This is a genomic window from Bauldia litoralis, from assembly GCF_900104485.1.
Classification (GTDB): Bacteria; Pseudomonadota; Alphaproteobacteria; order Rhizobiales; family Kaistiaceae; genus Bauldia; species Bauldia litoralis.
This window is the reverse complement of the sequence record NZ_FMXQ01000002.1, coordinates 412,942-431,433: the sequence shown is the minus strand read 5'-3', so window position 1 is coordinate 431,433 and position 18,492 is coordinate 412,942. Positions and strand designations below refer to the sequence as shown.

Annotated in this window: 19 protein-coding genes; 12 read left to right on the top strand and 7 right to left on the bottom strand. The window is 66.7% G+C overall.

Annotated features, from left to right (window positions below; genetic code table 11):
• Positions 1–36: 36 nt before the first annotated feature.
• Positions 37–813, top strand: a complete 777-nt coding sequence (locus tag BLT60_RS05955) for a DUF502 domain-containing protein (protein WP_425284970.1) — start codon at positions 37–39, stop codon at positions 811–813.
• Here BLT60_RS05955 and recG read toward each other — a convergent pair.
• Positions 800–2,908 carry an ATP-dependent DNA helicase RecG gene (gene recG, locus BLT60_RS05950; protein ID WP_090875457.1) on the bottom strand — a complete coding sequence of 703 codons (2,109 nt, stop codon included), beginning with the start codon at positions 2,906–2,908 and terminating at the stop codon, positions 800–802. The genes BLT60_RS05955 and recG overlap by 14 nt on opposite strands.
• A gap of 118 nt (positions 2,909–3,026) precedes the next feature.
• Here recG and BLT60_RS05945 point away from each other — a divergent pair, with 118 nt between their 5' ends.
• The 3 genes from BLT60_RS05945 to BLT60_RS05935 are packed head-to-tail and all read left to right on the top strand — an operon-like array spanning position 3,027 to position 4,456.
• Positions 3,027–3,380 (top strand): ArsR/SmtB family transcription factor, encoded by a 354-nt coding sequence (locus BLT60_RS05945; RefSeq protein WP_090875455.1) that lies wholly within the window; start codon positions 3,027–3,029, stop codon positions 3,378–3,380.
• Positions 3,364–3,840, top strand: a complete 477-nt coding sequence (locus tag BLT60_RS05940) for an SRPBCC family protein (protein ID WP_090875454.1) — start codon at positions 3,364–3,366, stop codon at positions 3,838–3,840. Before BLT60_RS05945 ends, BLT60_RS05940 begins: the two co-directional genes overlap by 17 nt.
• Before the next feature lie 28 nt (positions 3,841–3,868).
• Positions 3,869–4,456 carry a glutathione S-transferase C-terminal domain-containing protein gene (locus BLT60_RS05935; protein ID WP_090875452.1) on the top strand — a complete coding sequence of 196 codons (588 nt, stop codon included), beginning with the start codon at positions 3,869–3,871 and terminating at the stop codon, positions 4,454–4,456.
• A gap of 87 nt (positions 4,457–4,543) precedes the next feature.
• Here BLT60_RS05935 and BLT60_RS24570 read toward each other — a convergent pair whose 3' ends face one another.
• The 3 genes from BLT60_RS24570 to BLT60_RS05920 form a co-directional block, all read right to left on the bottom strand.
• On the bottom strand, positions 4,544–5,209 hold the full coding sequence (locus tag BLT60_RS24570; protein ID WP_210185548.1) for a hypothetical protein: 666 nt from the start codon (positions 5,207–5,209) through the stop codon (positions 4,544–4,546).
• 59 nt (positions 5,210–5,268) lie between these two features.
• On the bottom strand, positions 5,269–6,372 hold the full coding sequence (locus BLT60_RS05925; protein WP_090875450.1) for a L,D-transpeptidase: 1,104 nt from the start codon (positions 6,370–6,372) through the stop codon (positions 5,269–5,271).
• Between the two features lie 73 nt (positions 6,373–6,445).
• Complete coding sequence (locus BLT60_RS05920; protein ID WP_139167763.1) at positions 6,446–7,060, bottom strand: hypothetical protein; 615 nt, start codon at positions 7,058–7,060, stop codon at positions 6,446–6,448.
• A 167-nt stretch (positions 7,061–7,227) separates the two neighbouring features.
• On the opposite strand from BLT60_RS05920, the gene BLT60_RS05915 reads away from it, so the two are divergent.
• From BLT60_RS05915 to BLT60_RS05900, 4 genes are all read left to right on the top strand, one after another.
• A complete protein-coding gene (locus tag BLT60_RS05915; RefSeq protein WP_090875445.1) occupies positions 7,228–7,662 on the top strand; it encodes an EamA family transporter in 435 nt (144 codons plus the stop codon).
• Positions 7,663–7,904: 242 nt separating this feature from the next.
• Complete coding sequence (locus BLT60_RS05910; protein WP_090875443.1) at positions 7,905–9,104, top strand: multidrug effflux MFS transporter; 1,200 nt, start codon at positions 7,905–7,907, stop codon at positions 9,102–9,104.
• 97 nt (positions 9,105–9,201) lie between these two features.
• Positions 9,202–10,401 (top strand): lytic murein transglycosylase, encoded by a 1,200-nt coding sequence (locus BLT60_RS05905; protein WP_090875442.1) that lies wholly within the window; start codon positions 9,202–9,204, stop codon positions 10,399–10,401.
• 11 nt (positions 10,402–10,412) lie between these two features.
• The gene (locus BLT60_RS05900; RefSeq protein ID WP_090875440.1) at positions 10,413–10,976 is read left to right on the top strand and encodes a pyridoxamine 5'-phosphate oxidase family protein; all 564 of its coding nucleotides are present in this window, start codon (positions 10,413–10,415) and stop codon (positions 10,974–10,976) included.
• An 18-nt stretch (positions 10,977–10,994) separates the two neighbouring features.
• Here the strand turns inward: BLT60_RS05900 and BLT60_RS05895 are convergent, their stop codons facing one another.
• Genes BLT60_RS05895 through BLT60_RS05885 form a run of 3 tightly spaced genes read right to left on the bottom strand, consistent with a single transcriptional unit; the run spans position 10,995 to position 13,992 of the window.
• On the bottom strand, positions 10,995–11,567 hold the full coding sequence (locus tag BLT60_RS05895; RefSeq protein WP_175478306.1) for a GNAT family N-acetyltransferase: 573 nt from the start codon (positions 11,565–11,567) through the stop codon (positions 10,995–10,997).
• Positions 11,564–12,187, bottom strand: coding sequence for an NADPH-dependent F420 reductase (locus BLT60_RS05890; RefSeq protein ID WP_090875438.1), 624 nt, complete (start codon positions 12,185–12,187; stop codon positions 11,564–11,566). Before BLT60_RS05890 ends, BLT60_RS05895 begins: the two co-directional genes overlap by 4 nt.
• On the bottom strand, positions 12,184–13,992 hold the full coding sequence (locus tag BLT60_RS05885) for a PHA/PHB synthase family protein (RefSeq protein ID WP_090875437.1): 1,809 nt from the start codon (positions 13,990–13,992) through the stop codon (positions 12,184–12,186). The genes BLT60_RS05890 and BLT60_RS05885 overlap by 4 nt, the downstream gene beginning before the upstream one ends.
• Positions 13,993–14,255: 263 nt before the next feature.
• Here BLT60_RS05885 and BLT60_RS05880 point away from each other — a divergent pair, with 263 nt between their 5' ends.
• The 4 genes from BLT60_RS05880 to glpX all read left to right on the top strand — a co-directional run bounded on the left by BLT60_RS05880 (position 14,256) and on the right by glpX (position 18,472).
• A complete protein-coding gene (locus BLT60_RS05880) occupies positions 14,256–14,765 on the top strand; it encodes a hypothetical protein (RefSeq protein ID WP_139167762.1) in 510 nt (169 codons plus the stop codon).
• Positions 14,766–14,784: 19 nt separating this feature from the next.
• The gene (locus tag BLT60_RS05875) at positions 14,785–16,002 is read left to right on the top strand and encodes an LL-diaminopimelate aminotransferase (RefSeq protein ID WP_090875434.1); all 1,218 of its coding nucleotides are present in this window, start codon (positions 14,785–14,787) and stop codon (positions 16,000–16,002) included.
• Between the two features lie 108 nt (positions 16,003–16,110).
• The gene (locus tag BLT60_RS05870; RefSeq protein ID WP_090875432.1) at positions 16,111–17,439 is read left to right on the top strand and encodes a homoserine dehydrogenase; all 1,329 of its coding nucleotides are present in this window, start codon (positions 16,111–16,113) and stop codon (positions 17,437–17,439) included.
• A gap of 31 nt (positions 17,440–17,470) precedes the next feature.
• Complete coding sequence (gene glpX, locus BLT60_RS05865; protein ID WP_090875756.1) at positions 17,471–18,472, top strand: class II fructose-bisphosphatase; 1,002 nt, start codon at positions 17,471–17,473, stop codon at positions 18,470–18,472.
• Positions 18,473–18,492: the final 20 nt, after the last annotated feature.

Below are 18,492 nucleotides of genomic sequence, written 5' to 3'. Positions count from 1 at the left end.
GTTCGGTCGCGTCTGCGACCGTGGAGGGTCGCCAGAATGACGGACGGTGCCGAGCCGCCGCAGCCAACACTTGCCGAGGAGGCGCGGCGGAGCCGGGGGATGCTCCGCTTCCGCAACTATTTCCTCACGGGGCTGGTGATCGCGGCGCCGCTGTTCCTGACCGTCTACATCACCTGGGGCTTCATCGTCTGGATCGACTCCTGGGTGACGCCCTTCATCCCGGCCGCCTATAGCCCCGATACCTATCTGCCGTTCACCGTTCCCGGCTTCGGGCTGGTGGTGGCGATCGTCTGCATCACGCTGCTCGGCTTCCTCACCGCCAACCTGGTGGGACGCACGGCGCTGTCCTGGGGCGAGTCGCTCCTCGACCGGATGCCGGTGGTGCGGAACCTTTATCGCGGTCTCAAGCAGATCTTCGAGACGGTGCTGTCCAACCGGGCCAAGTCGTTCCAGACCGTTGGGCTGATCGAGTATCCGCGAAAGGGCCTGTGGGCCATCGTCTTCATCGCCACCGGAACCAAGGGTGAAGTCGGCCACCGGCTCGACAAGGAAGGCGATCCGATGGTTTCGGTCTTCCTGCCGACGACCCCCAACCCGACCTCGGGATTCTTGCTCTTCGTTCGCGAGGCCGACGTCGTTCGCCTCGACATGAGCGTCGAGGAGGCAGCCAAGCTGGTGATCTCTGCCGGCCTTGTGAGCCCGAAGTTCAACGGCGACGAGGAGGACCCGGAAGCCTCGCCGTCCGAACCGCCGGACCGCCTCGGAGAGGCCGGTCGCCAGGTCGGCGCGGACGCGACGTTCAACCGGCCCTGAGCAGGCGGACCGCGTCGTCGCGGCCGAAGACGTAAAGCAGCAACCGCAATGCCGCGCCGCGCTCCGAGCCGAGATTGGCATCCTGGTCGACGATCAGGCGGGCATCGTCGCGGGCGGCTTCCATCAGGTCGGCGTGATGGTCGAGGTCGGCGATGCGGAAGCCCGGCGTGCCCGACTGGCGGGTGCCGAGGACCTCGCCGCCGCCGCGCAGCCGCAGGTCTTCCTCGGCGATGACGAAGCCGTCCTCGCTTTCGCGCATGATCCGCAGCCGGTCGGTGGCGACCGGCCCAAGCGGCCCCTTGTAGAGCAGCAGGCAGACCGAGGGACGATCGCTGCGGCCGACGCGGCCGCGGAGCTGGTGCAACTGGGCGAGGCCGAAGCGCTCGGCATGCTCGATGACCATGATCGTCGCATCGCTGACATCGACGCCGACCTCGACGACGGTGGTGGCGACCAGGACTTTCGATTCGCCGCTGACGAACTTGGCCATCTCGACATCGCGGTCGGCGGCGCTCATCCGGCCGTGGACGAGGCCGATGCCGCCGCCCAGCGCCGCCGTCAGCGTCGCGTAACGCTCCTCGACCGCGGCGACGTCGAGGACTTCCGATTCCTCGACCAGCGGGCAGACCCAGTAAGCCTTGGCGCCGTCCACGGTCGCGGCGCGGACCCGTTCGACCACTTCATCAAGGCGGGTGAGCGGGATCGCCCGGGTCTCGATCGGCCGGCGGCCGGCCGGCTTCTCGGTCAGGCGGGAGACGTCCATGTCGCCGTAATAGGTCAGGACGAGGGTGCGCGGGATCGGCGTCGCGGTCATCACCAGGACGTCGGTCGCCTCGCCCTTGGCGGTCAGGGCCAGCCGCTGGTGGACGCCGAAACGGTGCTGCTCGTCGACGACGACCAGCCCGAGGTCGCGGAATTCGACCCCGGACTGGAACAGCGCATGGGTGCCGACGAGAAGGTCGATCGAGCCATCGGCAAGGCCGGCGACCACCTCGGCCCGGTCCCGGGCGCGCTCGCGGCCGGTGAGCACGGCGAGGCGGATGCCGGCGACTTCGGCCAGCGGCGCGATGGTGCGGGCATGCTGGCGGACCAGCAATTCGGTCGGCGCCATGATCGCCGCCTGGGCGCCGGCTTCGATGGTGGTCGCCGCGGAAAGCAACGCAACGACCGTCTTGCCGGAGCCGACATCGCCCTGGAGGAGGCGCAGCATCCGCTCGGGCTGGGCGAGGTCGGCGTCGATCTCGGCCAGCGCCGTCTGCTGGCTGCCGGTCAGGGTGAAAGGCAGGGCGTCGAGGATCTTCGCGCGCAGGCCGCCGTCGCCCTTGCGCGCCTTGCCGGCGCTGCGCCGCTGGTGGGCCCGCATTAGCGCCAAAGCCAGCTGGCTGGCCAATAATTCGTCATAGGCCAAGCGGGCGAGGGCGGGGCTGTGGGGTTCGATATCGGCGACGGCGGTCGGGTGATGGGCGGCGCGGAGCGCTGCGCCGAAGGTCGTCCAGTGGTGCTCGGCGACAACGCTGGAATCCAGCCATTCCGGCAGGTCGGGCAGGCCGTCGAGGGCGTCGCCGACCGCCTTGAGGAGGGTCTTTCGGGCGAGGCCGGCGGTCATCGGATAGACCGGTTCGATCAGCGGGAGGTCACCGAAATCGGCCTCGGACACCATGTGGTCGGGGTGAACCATGCTCGGGCGGCCGTTGAACCACTCCATCCGGCCCGAGACATAGCGTGTCTCACCGATGGGGAGCATCCGTTCCAGCCATGGCTCGTTGGCGTGGAAAAAGGTGAGGGCAAGCTCGCCGGTGTCGTCATGGACGAACACCCGGTAGGGGATGCGCCGGTTGCCGCGTGGCGGCTTCTGGTGGCGGTCGATCCGCACCTTGAGGGTGACGATCGCGCCTTCCGGCGAGAGGGCGATGCCGGGCTGGCGGCTGCGGTCGATGACGGCGACCGGCAGGTGGAAGAGCAGGTCGATCGCCCGCGGCTCGCCGTCGGGGTCCGGGCCGCCGAGCAGCTTGCGGAGCGTCACGGCAAGCTTCGGCCCGATGCCGGCGAGGCTCGAGACCGGGCGGAACAGGGGATTGAGGACGGGCGGGCGCATGTCGGCGGACGATAGCCGACTGCGATCCGGGGGTCGAACCGATTTGCTCAACCATTCGGTTGACAACAGCAGCAATGGTGATTATCAACCGTGTAGTTGATCAAACAGGCGGTTGATAATGCCCGAGACAGACCCGCTCAGCGCCACCTTTGCCGCTCTTGCCGATCCGACGCGCCGGATGATCCTTGCCCGCCTGGCGGATGGGGAGGCAACGGTGAAGGAACTGGCGGAGCCTTTCGACATGAGCATGCAGGCCATCTCGAAGCACCTGAAGGTGCTCGAGCGCGGCGGCCTGATCGCAAGGAGCAAGCAGGCGCAGCGGCGCCCGTGCCAACTGGAACCGCTGGCGCTGAAGCAGGCCGACGACTGGCTGGAAGGCTACAGGCGGCACTGGGAAGAGCGGTTCGATCGACTGAGCGACTACCTCCGCAAAGTACAGGACAGGGAGAGCGACGATGGAAGCAAGCGCTGAAGCACGCACCGCCAGGGATGCCCGCGAACTGGTGATCGAGAGGGTGTTCGAAGCGCCGCGCGCGCTTGTATGGAGCGCCTGGACCGAGCGCGAGCACCAGATGCAATGGGGCGCGCCCATCGGCTTCACGGTGATCGAGTGCGACGGGGACCTCCGACCTGGCGGCACCTGGCATTCGGTGATGCGCTCGCCGGCAGGCGAGGATCACCGGAACCGCGGTGTCTACCGGGAAATCGTCGAACCGGAGCGCCTTGTCTACACCTTCGCGTGGATCGACGAGCATGGGCAGCCGGGTACGGAAACCCTGGTTACCGTGACCTTCGCCGAAGAAGGGGACAAGACCCGCATGGTGTTCCGCCAGTCGGGCCTGGAGTCCGAATCCTCCCGTGACGGCCACGCTGCCGGCTGGAGCGAGGCCTTCGACAAGCTCGCCACCCATCTCGCGGCGGCGACAGCCTGAGACCCGTCAAGGCGGAGCAGGGAATCCGATGAAGCTATACCTGACCCCCGGGGCATGCAGCCTGGCCGACCACATCGCGATCAGGGAAGCCGGCATTCCCGTCGACATCGAGCGGGTCGACCTGCAGAGCCGCACCACCGAAACCGGCGCCGACTTCACCGACGTGAACCCCAAGGGCTATGTACCCGCCCTCGTGCTGGACGACGGTCTGGTGCTGACCGAGAATGTCGCAATTCTCAGTTGGGTGGCTGACCGAGACGATCGGCTGGCGCCGGCCGGGGCGCATGGGCGAGCCAGACTGGTCGAGATGCTGGCCTTCATCGCCACCGAGATCCACCGTCCCTTCATGCGGTTCTCCTTCTCGCCGGCCGATGCGGAAAAGGCGGAAGCCCAGGCGGCGATCGTTCGCCGCCTCGACCTGCTCGCGGGACGGCTCGATGGAGGGCAATACCTCTTCGGTCCCGACTTCAGCGCCGCGGACGCATTCCTCTACGTGATGACCCGGTGGGCGCGGGACTCCGGGTTCGACGTGCCACCCAGGCTCTCGGCGCATCTCGCCCGGGTGGAGGCGCGCCCGGCGGTCAGGGAAGCGCTCGCCGCCGAGGGGCTCGCCTGACGCCGGGATTCGTTGCCCGTTCCGGCCTGTCCCGCCGCCATGCATTGCCCCGAAGGGCGATGCGTGGCCAGAGGCGGGAGGAGGCGCCTACATGATGGTCATGGACAACTGGTAGTGGACCGTTGCCCCGGAGTCGCGATCGTTGCCCATCAGGTAGACGCGGATCGTGTAGTCGCCATCTTTCGGTAGTTTGATGTTGACCGCGTCGGGCCCATCCATCGACCCATTGTATATGGCGGCGCCGTCGCTTCCCGGTGCCTCGATGTTGAAGTAGCAGGTGCCTTTCGTGATCAGCGAAACGCCCATCCGCTGGCCGGCGCGGGCGCCGAGGACATAGTCGTGATAGCCGTGCCCGGTGATCTTGCCCGTCTTCGAGGCGTTATCGTTGCCCGCTTCGAATTCGACGCGAGTGACCTTGGTGCCCGCCCTCGCGCCGCCGCCGTGGTCTTCCGCTCCGGCCATTGCGCCTTCACCGTCGTCGGCGGCCTCGACCACGCGCAGGTCGCCGACCGCACCGTCGTCATAGGCGATGCATTCCCAGACCGTGCCGCCGGCATCGCGGAGCCGGACCAGCGTGCCGGCCTCCGAATATTCAGAGCTCAGCACCTCGCCGCCGCCCGCGGCGTCCGGCCCACCGGTCGCGCGCACCTTGTCGATGCAGCCGTCGATGGCGTCCTGTTCCGCCGCGAGGGCCGGCGGCGTTGCCCCAAACGCGAAGCAGATGACCGCTGTGAAACCGAGAACCACTTTCATATCAAGAATCCTCCAGGTGTCGTTTTCGCCTCGGGTCAACGCCTCGCCGGTGTCCGCAACTAGCCGACATCCTCCGTCGTGATGACCGTGAAGTCCCGGACCGATCGCGTATCTTCGTGCAGCGGTTGATCGACCGTGACCATGATGGTGCCGGGGTGCATCCGGGTCCGGATCGCCTCGATCACGGAATGCTCGCCCTTGATGCGATGGATCGTGTCGAGGTCGGCGGCGTCGGCATCCGGGCCAATCTCGTGCTGGTAGCCGAATGTGTGCCAATGCAGATGATCGTCGGTGTCGTTGACGTCGGACAGGACGAAGACGTGATGGCCGAGGGGATCGTCGGGCTGCTCGATTGTCGCCGTGCCTTCCGCAACGATTTCGCCGTTGTCCATGACGATGATGCGTTGATCGACGCTCGATACGAGGATGGCTGTCGCTGGCACAACCTCGGCGACCGCCGGCTCGGCCGGCGCTTCATCCCGCGGATTGATGCGCGGAGTGGGAACCTCAGATGCCGCGGCGACCTGGGAGACCGGGTGGGCGGCCTCCGGCGTCTTCGCCTTGGTGTCCTCGACATGCGCGAACTCGGCCCGGGCATCGGCGGACAGGATCTGGCCGGGATGGACGACGTCGGCGGGCGCCGAATGGGCGTTGGCGATGATCACCGGCGTGCCGAGATGAGTAACGCTGAACAGCAGTTCTGAAAACTCCATCGGCAGCCGGACGCAGCCATGCGAGGCGGGATAGCCGGGGAGCTTGCCGGCGTGCAACGCGATGCCGCCCCAGGTCAGCCGGTTCATGTTCGGCATGGGCGCGTTGTTGTAGGTGCTCGAGTGGTGGTGCTTGTCCTTCTGAAGGATCGTGAACACCCCGGTCGGCGTGCTGTGGCCTGGCTTGCCGGTCGAACAGGTGGAAACGGCGATCTCCACGCCGTTGCGATAGACATAGACCTGCTGCTCGGGCAGCGAGACGATGATCGCCACGGGGCCACTCGGCGAGCGCTCGGGCTGCCAGGTGAAATCGCCGGTCTGGAGATTGGTCGGGTCGGAGACGAGGCCAGCCAGCGCGGAGCCGATGAGGTGCCGTTCGACGATCGCCAGGCCTGCCGTCGCGGCAAATCCTCCAATGATGACGCGGCGGCTAGGTCGTTTGGCGAAGTTCATTTCGTCACTCCTCGGGGGTTGATTGGTCCAATGCACGTACTCGGGCGATATCCGGGATGGCCGACCGGCTATGTCAGATCTTGCCGTTTTCCAGAAGATAGACACGCCCATTGCCACTCACCTCGCATTTGCCGGAGCGATGCCCGGCCGCCACCTGGACGAGATAATCGTCGCCGCCAATCTTCCGCGACTTGACCGGGACGATGTCCGTCGGGCGGCGGTTCCATTTGGCCGACGCTTCGCCGACGCAGGCGCGCATCGCCAGTCGCGGCGCGCTATGCTGGTCGGCCTGCCATTCGTGATCTCGGTTGTGCGCCATGCGGTTGCGGCGCTCGGTCACACCGGCGTCGTAGCCATTGCGATAGGCCTGATCCGCCCCCGCTCCGTGATAGGGCGCATTATAGAGGCCGTCATTGTAACCGCGCTCGTACTTGGCTTCGGCCTTCTCGTCGGAATGGTGTTGACCGTTCTTGTGATGATCGTCGTGATGCGCGAGGGCGGCGATTCCGAGTATGGCGGCTGCGCCGACGATAGCCGCGGCGGCGGCTCCTGCCTTGTTGTCATCCGCGCCGGCAGGGAAGGGTGAGAGCGCCATGACGGCAACAAACCCAGATAATGCTGCAAGACGTATGATCTGAGTCACGTTCACTCCCCTGGTCTTTTTTGGTCCTGGTTCATCCCGCAACAACGGGAAGGTGAAGCCTAGTCATGGCAGTGATATCGCAAATCCAGCTCGGCTCGTAATCTTATTCCTAGCCTTCTGGCGACATTTTCTTTGATTTTTACTCAAGCCCGGATAGATAAATTCACGCTTTCTGCTTCGGATATCAACTCGGCAAGGCAGGAGTGACGACGATGGCGATAACCGGTAGCTGGCAGGTGTGGGCGATACTCTCGGCCGTGTTCGCGGCGCTGACGGCGATCTTCGCCAAGGTCGGGGTCGAGAACGTCAATTCGGACTTCGCGACGCTGATCCGGACGGTGGTGATCCTCGTGGTGTTGGCCGGGCTTGTCCTGGCGCTGGGCGAAACGCAGCCGCTGGGGTCGATCAGCCGCCGGACATACCTGTTCCTAATCCTGTCCGGGCTGGCGACCGGGGCCTCATGGCTTTGCTATTTCCGGGCGATGAAGCTCGGCAACGCGTCTCAGGTCGCGCCGATCGACAAGCTGAGCGTCGTGCTGGTGGCGGTGTTCGGGGTGGCCTTTCTCGGCGAACAGCTCAACTGGGCGAATTGGCTGGGCATCCTGCTGATCGCCGGCGGGGCCTTGCTGGTGACGCTGCGGATCTGACGCCGGCGCCGGGTCGATCGGCCGGTCCACCGGGAAGCGGCAGGTGAAGCGGCCTGTTCGAAGGAAAAGTGCGGAGCGATGTCGAGAACCGGTGGGGCCATTCGTCCTGAACATGGCAGGTGCGTGAAAGCGATCACTTGTCGCTCCTGACAATCCTGAGTCACACAAGAGGTAGAAAAGCGGACTCGCGGTCACCATCCTCCCGGCGGCCGCTCCGCTTCACTTTTGGAAAGAGCAATGTGATGCAAAAGAGCTTTTTCAAGAGCGCGCTGGTGCTCGGCCTGCTGTCGGCGGCCGGCCCCTTCGCCATCGACATGTATATTCCGGCGCTGCCGGCGATCTCCTCCGATCTGGGGGCCTCGACCGCGGCGACGCAGATGACGCTGATGGTGTTCTTCGTCGCCTTCGGTGTCTGCCAGATCGTCTACGGTCCGGTGTCCGACATGGTCGGCCGCAAGCCGCCGCTCTATTTCGGGCTAGCGGTCTTTCTGGCGGGCAGCATCGGCTGCACGCTGGCCGGGGACATCGGCTGGCTGATCGCCTTCCGCGTCGTCCAGGGCATCGGCGCGGCCTCGGTCATGGTGATCCCGCGGGCGATTATCCGCGACATGTATACCGGCGCCGAGGCGACGCGGCTGATGGCGCTGGTGATGCTGGTGATCAGCATCTCGCCGATCCTCGCGCCGCTGGCCGGCGCGCTGCTGATCGGCGAGTTCGGATGGCGCTCGGTGTTCGTGCTCGTCTCGATCGCGGCGGTGCTCGGGCTGTTCATGCTGGCCGTCTTCCAGCCCGAAACGCGGCCGCCGGCGGAGCGCATCCGCGTCAGCGTCAGGAGCCTCGTTGACGGCTTCGGCCTGTTGCTGCGGCACGGGCGGTTCCTGGGGCTGACCTTCATCGGCGGGCTGGGATTTGCCAGCTTCTTCGCCTTCATCGCGACGTCGTCCTTCGTCTATATCGAGCATTTCGGCCTGACGCCGATCGAGTATGGGCTGGCCTTCTCGCTCAACGCGGTCGGCTTCTTCGGCGCGTCGCAGATGGCCGGCTGGCTGGCGGGCCGCTTCGGCATGCTGCGCGTGGTGACGACCGCCACCCTCGGCTATGCCAGCTTCACCGTCCTGCTCTTCGCGGTGACGGTGGCCGGCGCCGACAGCCTTGCCGTGCTGATGGCGCTGCTGTTCTGCGCCTTCGCCTTCCTCGGCCTCGTCATCCCGACGACCATGGTGCTGGCGCTCGAGGAGCACGGGCCGATCGCCGGCATGGCGTCGGCGCTGGGCGGGACGCTGCAGATGCTGGCCGGCGCGGTGGCGATCGTCATCGTCAGCGTCTTCTTCGACGGGACGACCATGCCGATGGTGACGGCGATCGCGGCTTGCGGCGTCGGCGCCTATGCGCTGGCCCGCCTGACGCTGCGTGGCGACCTCGCCGCCCAGCCGGCGGAATAGGGCAGGGGCCGTCCGCTCGGGGGAGTTTGCCCGGGCGGGCGGTCGCCCTATAGTCCCGCCCTCGGGGATGACTCGATCAGCGGAGACCAAGGCCACCATGATTTCGACCGCCAGACTTGCCGCGGCTGCCGCCGTTGCCGTGACACTCGCCGCGACGCCGGCACTCGCAGCCGGCTGCCACAAGGAGCCCAACTTCAACGCCTGGGTGCAGGGCGTGGCCCAGGAAGCGGCCAAAGCCGGGGTTTCCAACCAGGCGATCCAGGCCGGGCTGGGCGGCGTCCAGTTCGACCAGAGCATCGTCAACAAGGACCGGGCGCAGGGCGTCTTTGCCCAGACCTTCCTCGAATTCTCCGACCGCATGGTCGAGCAGTACCGGGTCAAGCAGGGTCCGGGGCAGATCAAGAAATACGGCAAGACCTTCCAGCAGATCGAGCAGAAATACGGCGTCCCGGCGCAGGTGATCGCCGCCTTCTGGGGGCTGGAAACCGACTTCGGGGCTGTGATCGGCGACGGGTCGACGCTCAACTCGCTGGCGACGCTGGCCTATGACTGCCGGCGGCCGGAGCTGTTTCGCGAGCAGTTGATCGCAGCGCTCAAGATCATCGACCGCGGCGACCTGACCCCGGCGCAGATGCGCGGCCCGTGGGCCGGCGAGATGGGGCAGCTCCAGTTCCTGCCGTCGCATTACTATGACTACGGCGTCGATTTCGACGGCAATGGCCGGGTCGACCTCCTGAAGAGCACGCCGGACGCGCTGGCCTCGGCGGCCAACTACCTGTCGAGCATCGGCTGGCGTCGCGGCGAGCCGTGGCTGCAGGAAGTCACCGTGCCCAAGGAATTTCCCTGGGAGATGGCGGACCTGAAGATCAAGTTCCCGCGCTCCGAATGGGTGGCGGCCGGGGTGAAGGGCGTCGGCTCGGCGCTGCCTTCGGACGGGCTGGAGGCATCGCTGCTCCTGCCGATGGGCAAGAACGGGCCGGCTTTCCTTGCCTATCCGAACTTCGCCTATCTGCTCGAATGGAACTCGTCGCTGGTCTACACGACGACCGCCGGCTATTTCGCCACCCGCATGGCCGGCGCCGGTAAGGTCAGCCGCGGCAGCGGGCCGATCAACAGCCTGTCGGCCAAGGAAACCGCCGAGCTGCAGACGATCCTTGCCCGCAAGGGCTACAACGTCGGCAAGGTCGACGGGATCATTGGCGAGCAGACCCGGGCGGCGGTCAAGGAGGTGCAGCTCAAGTTGGGCCTGCCGGCCGATTCCTACCCGACCAAGGAACTTCTGGCGCAGTTGCGCTAGGGGCGGGCGGCATGGCGAAATTCTACACCAGCGTTGAGCCGAAGCTTCAGCGGTTCATCAAGGAGCAGCACGTCTTCTTCGTTGCCACGGCGGCGGAGGGGGCGCGGATCAACCTATCGCCCAAGGGCCTCGACGCGCTGCGGGTGCTCGGGCCCAACGCGGTCGCGTACATGGACTGGACCGGTAGCGGCAACGAGACCGCCGCCCATGTCCGGGCCGACGGGCGGCTGACGATGATGTTCTGCGCCTTCGCCGGTCCGCCGAACATCCTCCGGCTCTATGGCCATGGGCGTATCCTGCCCCATGGCAGCGCCGACTATCGCAAGGTTCTGGCCGAGGCTTTCGACGGCGAGGAGCCGCTCTCCGCCCGCCAGATCATCGTGCTCGACGTCGAGTCGGCGCAGACCTCCTGCGGCTTCGGCGTGCCGACGTACGAGTACAAGGGCGAGCGGTCGTCGATGCCCAACTGGGCGGAAGCGCAGGACGACCTGGCCGGCTATCGGCGCGACAACAACCTGGTCAGCATCGACGGGATTCCGTCGGGTCACGTCGAGGAAGACGAGCCGGTCACCTAGGCGGGTTCGCCGGCCGGCTCATTCGCGCCAGTATTCGGGCTTTGCCAGCGCCTCGGCGACAGCGACACGCACCGATGATGCGGCGGGCGGTTGCCCGTCGCGCAGGGATCGGACCATCCACGCGTCGGTATCCTTCGCCGGGATCGGGTAGGGCGGCGCGAAGCCCAGCGGTTCGGCCGGCGTGAAGCCGAAGCGGGGATAGTAAGTCGGGTGGCCGAGGACGAAGACGAGCCCGACGCCGCGGCTTTCCAGTCGCGCCAGTCCATCCGCGACCAGCCTGCTTCCGCAGCCGCGATTCTGCGCCTCGGGGACGACCGCCAGCGGCGCGAGCAGGGCTGCGGCGACCGGTTGCTCCGCGCCATCCAGGGTCACTGCGGTCAAGAGGAGATGGCCGACGGGGCGGGTGCGTTCGAACGCCAGCAGCGACAGGCGTGGCGCGGCGCTGGGGTCCCGCAGGAGGTCGCGCACCAGCTCCGCCTCGTCGTCGCGGCCAAAGGCGCGGCGTTCGATCGCCAGCACGTCGTCGTCATCGTTGTCATTGGCCTCGCGGATGACGAGGCCACTAGGCGCCGTCTGGTCGTCGGCGCTCAATACTCGACGAAGCGCGGGGCGATACGGCTGCCGCGCCCGAGGCCGTGGCCGAGCTGGATCATCATCAGGCCAACCGGCTCGATGAATCGGGCGTTCTTCAGCGGGCCGGCGTCCAGCGGCTCGAAGCCGATCGCCTTGATCAGCGCTTCGACCCGGTGATTGGCGAATTCGTGATCGCCGGCGAAGATCACCTGGGGCGGGGTGTCGGGTTTGCTGAGCTTGAGGTCCAGGAGTTCGGCGAAGACCGTGTTGAAGGCTTTGACGACGCGGGCCTGTGGCACCAGCTTCTGGATTTCCTCGGCGGCCGAGGTGGTCATGCCGACCGCCAGAGATAATTCCGGGCCGACCGGGTTCGAGATGTCGATCAGCACCTTGCCGGTGAGCGGGCCGGCTTCGGCCAGCGCGTTGGCGGCTTCCGGATAAGGCACGGCGAGAATGATGACATCGGCGTTCGCGGCCTGGTCGATCGAGGCGCCGGTGACATCGCCGGGGATATCGGCGGCGATCGCGGCCACCTTGTCCTTGTCGCGCCCGGCCAGGACGATCGTTTCGCCGGCTGCCGCCAGCCGTCGCGCCAGACCCTTGCCCATGGCGCCAGCGCCGATAATCGCGATACTCATGCCTTCACCCTCACATAACTGCCCGGTGCATCCTCGATCGGCTTGAACTTGCCGGCGCCCATCTTCGGCGGCTTGACCCGGACCGTATTGGTCTTCTCGATCCACGCCTGCCAGTGGGGCCACCAGGAACCGGGATGTTCCCTGGCCTTCGCGGCCCATGCGTCATAGGCGTCGCCCTTCGGCGCCGGGCCGGTCCAGTACTGATACTTGTTCCGGGATGGCGGATTTATGACGCCGGCGATATGGCCGGACCCGGTCAGCACGAAGGTGACCTTGCCGCCGAAGAAGGACGAGCCGTAGAAAACGGAGCGCGGCGGCGCGATGTGGTCCTCGCGGGTGGCAAGATTATAGATCGGAATCTTGCACTTCCTGAGGTCGAGCCGGACGCCGGCAATCTCCATCTCGCCGGAGGCCAGCTTGTTCTTCAGGTAGCAGTTGCGCAGGTAGAAGGCGTGGTTGGCGGCCGGCATGCGGGTGGCGTCGGCGTTCCAGTAGAGCAGGTCGAAGGCCGACGGCTCCTTGCCCTTCATGTAGTTGCCGATGATGTAGGGCCAGATCAGGTCGTTGGCGCGCAGCATGTTGAAGGCGCTCGACATGGTCTTGCCCTCGAGGTAGCCGCGCATCTTCATCTTGTATTCGAGATCGGCGATCTGTTCCTCGTCGACGAAGACCTTGAGGTCGCCGGCATGGGTGAAATCCACCTGGGTGGCGAAGAAGGTCGCGGTCTTGATGCGATCGTCCTTCTTGGCCGCCATCCAGGCGAGGGTGACCGCCAGGATGGTGCCGCCGACGCAATAGCCGATGGTGTCGACGCCATCGGCGCCGGTCACCTTCATCGCGACATCGACGGCCTCGAGGACGCCCTCGCGCATGTAATGCTCGAAGCTCTTGCGGGCATGCGCCTTGCCGGGATTGACCCAGGAGATGACGAAGACCGTGTGCCCCTGCTCGACGCACCAGCGGATGAAGGATTTTTCGCGGGTGAGATCGAGGATGTAGAACTTGTTGATCCACGGCGGCACGATGAGCAGCGGCCGCTTGAGGACGGTGTCGGTGGTCGGCGCATACTGGATGACCTGGCAGAGGCCGTTCTGGTGGATCACCTTGCCCGGCGTGGTGGCGAGGTTCTCGCCGAGACGGAAATCGCCGGGGCTCGACTGGCGGATCTTGAGGTCGCCGTGGCCCGCCTCGATATCCTCCGCCAGCATGTGCATGCCGCGGACGAGGTTCTCGCCGTTGGTTTCCAGTGTCTCGCGCAGCAGTTCCGGGTTGGTCAGGACGAAATTCGACGGGGCGAGGGCATTGGCGATCTGGCGCGTGTAGAAGGCGGCCTTCTGGCGGGTATGCTCGTCGACGCCGTCCTGGGCATTCTCCGCCATCTCGACCGCCCAGCGGCTGGTGACGAGGTAGAACTGCTTCAGGAAGTCAAAGAACTGGTTCTCGCTCCATTGCGGGTCGACGAAGCGCTTGTCGCCCGGTTCCGGCTCGATCGTCGGGCGGGTCGGCTCGCCCATCATGCGTTTGAGCGAATTCGACCAGAGGTCGATGTAGCTGGAAACAAGTGTGGATTCCGCTGCTACGGTCCGCTCTGGATCGGACAGCCAGTATTCGGCGACGCGCGACAGAACCTTGGCCATATCGCCGGCGCCGTCGGCAAAATCAAAGCTGGCCTTGCCTTCTTCACGGGGCTTAAGGTAGGCGGAAGCGGCCTTGCCGGCTTCTTCCATGATGCGGGCGAGGTTATGGGCGAAGGCTTCCGGGTCCCGGAATCCGTAACCGTCCTTGGGAAATTGATCCGTGCTCATACGTATCCAGCGCCAGACGGCGCGCTCAAAACCCGCTTTTTCGACATAATAAGACGCGATGGTCCAGCATGGTAATAGATTAAACGGGCGGTCTTAACACTTTGATCACGCTAGCAACCCACCATTGCAAGGCAAGCAGGATGGCGATGCGCTCCCGGGGGAGCTTCGCGGCGCTGGCCTCGCTTGTTCTCTCTCTGGGTCTGAGTGCTTGCGTGCAGACGACCAATCTCTCTCAGCCGGCGGCACCTTTGGCCGGCAACCCGATGCTCCTGACGCCCGATGGCGCGACCGCCGCCGACGGCGCCGCCGGGACGCTGCCCGCGCCACCGACGGCGACCGCCACGGCGACGCCCGTGGTGACGCCCGCTCCGGTCGTGGCGGCGCCCGCGCCGGTCAAGCCGGTGCCTGTTCCTGTGAAGGCCGAGCCGGTTCCGGTCGTCACGACGACGGCAGCGCCGGCCGAGCCGATCCCGGTCGAGGCCCCGGTGCCTGCACCGGCAAAGGCTGCCTCGGGCGAGTATCCGAACATCAACGTTGTGCCGCCGCAGCCCGGCGGTACGCTGCTGCCGGTGGAGGAGCGGGCGAAGATCATCGCCGAGCTCGAGGCCTTGCGCGCCAAGCAGGGCGGCTCGGCGCCGAAACCGCCGGCATCCCAGACCAAGGCGCTGACCGACGAAGCTGCCAACCATGGCGCCGAGGCCTTGAAGCAGATCGAGAAGTGCTCACAGGAAGGCGCTGCCGACCTTTATCCGGAATGCGCGCCGGAAGATTGATGATGGACGGGACGGGACGATGAACGAATTCTACTCCGTGCGGCGGCTGCCGCCTTATGTCTTCGAGCAGGTCAACCGGCTGAAGGCCCGCGCCCGTGCAGGGGGCGCCGATATCGTCGACCTCGGCATGGGCAATCCGGACCTGCCGACGCCGGCTCATATCGTCGAGAAGCTGGCCGATACCGCACGGCGCGGGGACACCCACGGCTATTCGGCCTCGCGCGGCATCAACGGCCTGCGGCGGGCGCAGGCCGCCTATTACGACCGTCGCTTCGGCGTGAAGGTCGATCCCGACAGCCAGGTGATCGTCACCATCGGCTCGAAGGAAGGGTTCGCCAACATGGCCCAGGCGATCACCGGGCCGGGCGACGTGGTGCTTTGCCCAAACCCGAGCTACCCGATCCACGGCTTCGGCTTTCTTATGGCCGGCGGCGTCATCCGCGCCTTGCCGGCGGCGCCGAACGAGGACTATTTCCGCGCCCTCGAACGCGCCGTGATGCACTCGATCCCGAAGCCGCTGGCGGTCGTCGTCTGCTATCCGTCGAACCCGACCGCGCATGTCGCCGACCTTGATTTCTACCGCGACCTTGTCAGCTTCGCGCGGCGCAACGAATTGATCGTGCTGTCGGATCTTGCCTATTCGGAAGTCTATTTCGACGGCAATCCGCCGCCCTCGATCCTTCAGGCGCCCGGCGCCATGGATGTCGCGGTCGAGTTCACCTCGATGTCGAAGACCTTCTCGATGGCCGGATGGCGGATCGGCTTCGCCGTCGGCAACGAGCGGCTGATCGCGGCGCTTGGCCGGGTGAAGTCCTATCTCGACTATGGCGCCTTCACGCCCGTGCAGGTCGCCGCAGCGGCGGCGCTGAACGGGCCGCAGGAGTGCATCGACGAGATGCGCGCCGTTTACCAGCGCCGGCGCGACGTCATGGTCGACTGTTTCGGCCGGGCCGGCTGGGAGATTCCGCCGCCGGCCGCATCGATGTTCGCCTGGGCGCCGATCCCGGAGAAGTTCCGGGGCCTTGGTTCGCTGGAATTCTCCAAGCTTCTCATCGAGAAGGCCGATGTCGCCGTGGCGCCCGGAATCGGCTTCGGCGAGCATGGCGACGATTACGTGCGCATCGCGCTGGTCGAGAACGAGCAGCGCATCCGCCAGGCGGGCCGGAACCTGCGGCGATTCCTTGAATCGGCGGACAAAACGTTGCACAACGTCGTCCCGTTGAGCGCCGCCCGCTAATCAGGCTGGCGCGCTCGGGCCCGGACATCCAGGACCTCCCGCAGCCCGGGACTGGTCGCGTGCCACGGTTCGCGACCATTGCCCGTCGCCAGGACCGCGAGACACGACATGGAAGCGAACGCACCGATCAGGATCGGGGTCGCCGGCCTCGGAACCGTTGGCACCTCGCTGGTGCGGATGGTCGCCCGTCACGGCAACGACCTGGCCGTCCGCAGTGGCCGGCCGATCGTCATCTCGGGGGTCTGCGCGCGTGATCGCGGCAAGGATCGCGACATCGACGTCTCGGGGATGGAATGGTTCGACGACCCGGTGGCGCTGGCGCGGGATCCCGGCAACGACATCTTCGTCGAGCTGATCGGCGGGTCCGAAGGGCCGGCGCGGGCCTCGGTCGAGGCGGCGCTGTCGACCGGCAAGCATGTGGTGACCGCCAACAAGGCACTGCTGGCCGAGCATGGCAACGAACTGGCGCGGCTGGCCGAAGGCGCAGACGCGAGCCTCAACTTCGAGGCGGCGGCGGCCGGCGGCATCCCGATCATCAAGACGCTGCGCGAGGCGCTGGCCGGCAATACGGTGAGCCGCATCTACGGCATCCTCAACGGCACCAGCAACTACATCCTGAGCCGGATGGAGCAGGACCATATCGGCTTCGAGGAGTGTCTCGCCGAGGCGCAGCGGCTGGGCTATGCCGAGGCCGATCCGAGCTTCGACATCGGCGGCCAGGACGCCGCCCACAAGCTGGCGCTGCTGACCTCGATCGCCTTCGGCACCGAGGTCGATGGCGAGGCGATATATGTCGAGGGGATTTCCTCGATCACCAGCGCCGACATCGAGGCGGCGGACGAACTGGGCTACCGGATCAAGCTGCTCGGCGTCGCCTGCCGGACCGATTCCGGCATCGAGCAGCGCGTGCATCCGACCATGGTGCCGCGCTCCTCGGCGATTGCCCGCATCGACGGCGTGACAAACGCGGTGGCGATCGAGGCCGATTTCGTCGGCCAGCTGGTGCTGTCCGGTCCGGGCGCCGGCGGTGACGCGACGGCCTCGTCGGTGATGAGCGACATCGCCGACATTGCCCGCGGCGACCGGGTCGGCACCTTCGGCCGGCCGGCCTCCGACCTCGAACCCTATCGCCGCGCCGGGATGCGGACCCACGAGGGCGGCTACTATGTCCGGCTGTCGGTCTATGACCGGCCCGGCGCCTTCGCGGCGATCTCGCAGCGGATGGCCGATCGCGGGATCTCGCTGGAATCGATCGTCCAGCGGCGGCGCGCTCCTCGGGCGGCGCCCGGTCACGAGCGGCCGGTCGAGCCGGCGCCGGTGATCATGATCACGTACGAGACGACCGAGGCGGAGATCCGCGCGGCGCTCGAGACGATCAAGACCGACGGCCATATCGCGGGCGAGCCGCAGATGATACGGATCGAGCAATTCACATGATTCTGTGTCGGCCGGGGAGGGCGCGAATCCGATGACCGAGACCACGCGCTTTCCAAAGGGCCCGTCCCTCGACCGCATCCTGACACTGGAACTTGTCCGGGTGACAGAACGGGCCGCGGTCGCTGCCGCACGGCTGCGCGGGCGGGGCGACGAGGTCGCCGCCGACCAGGCCGCCGTCGACGCGATGCGCAGCGAACTCAACCTGCTGCCAATCCACGGTACCGTGGTGATCGGCGAGGGCGAGCGCGACGAGGCGCCGATGCTCTATATCGGCGAGGAGGTCGGCACCAAGAGCGGGCCGCGCGTCGACATCGCCCTCGATCCGCTGGAAGGCACGACGATCGCCGCCAAGAACCTGCCCAACTCGCTGGCGGTCATCGCTATCGCCGAGGCGGGCAGCCTGCTCAATGCGCCCGACGTCTACATGGACAAGATCGCCATCGGGCCGGGTTACCCGGCCGGGCTGGTCGATCTCGACCGTTCGCCGCTCGACAACATCAAGGCGCTGGCGGAAGCCAAGGGCGTGCCGATCAACGAGATCACCGCCTGCGTGCTCGACCGCCCGCGCCACGCGCGGATGGTCGAGGAAGTGCGGGCGACCGGGGCCGCGATCCGGCTCATCGGCGACGGCGACGTGGCCGGGATCATCCACGCGACGAGCCCGGACGAGACCGGCATCGATATCTATCTCGGCATCGGCGGCGCGCCCGAGGGCGTGCTGGCGGCGGCGGCCCTGCGCTGCATCGGCGGCCAGATGCAGGGACGGCTGGTGATCAACTCCAGCGAACAGCGCGAGCGCGCCCACCGCATGGGCGTCGAGGACATCGACCGCAAATACGAGATGGGCGAGATGGCGCGCGGCGACGTGCTGTTCGCGGCGACCGGGGTGACCGACGGCAACCTGTTGTCCGGCGTGCGCTTCGGCCGGCGGGCGGTGACCACCCATACCGTGGTGATGCGGTCGTCCTCCGGCACGGTGCGCTGGATCAAGGCCGAGCACCAGGACCTCGAGAAGTTCGGCGACGCGCTCTGATCGCCTTCGGCGCGAGGCCC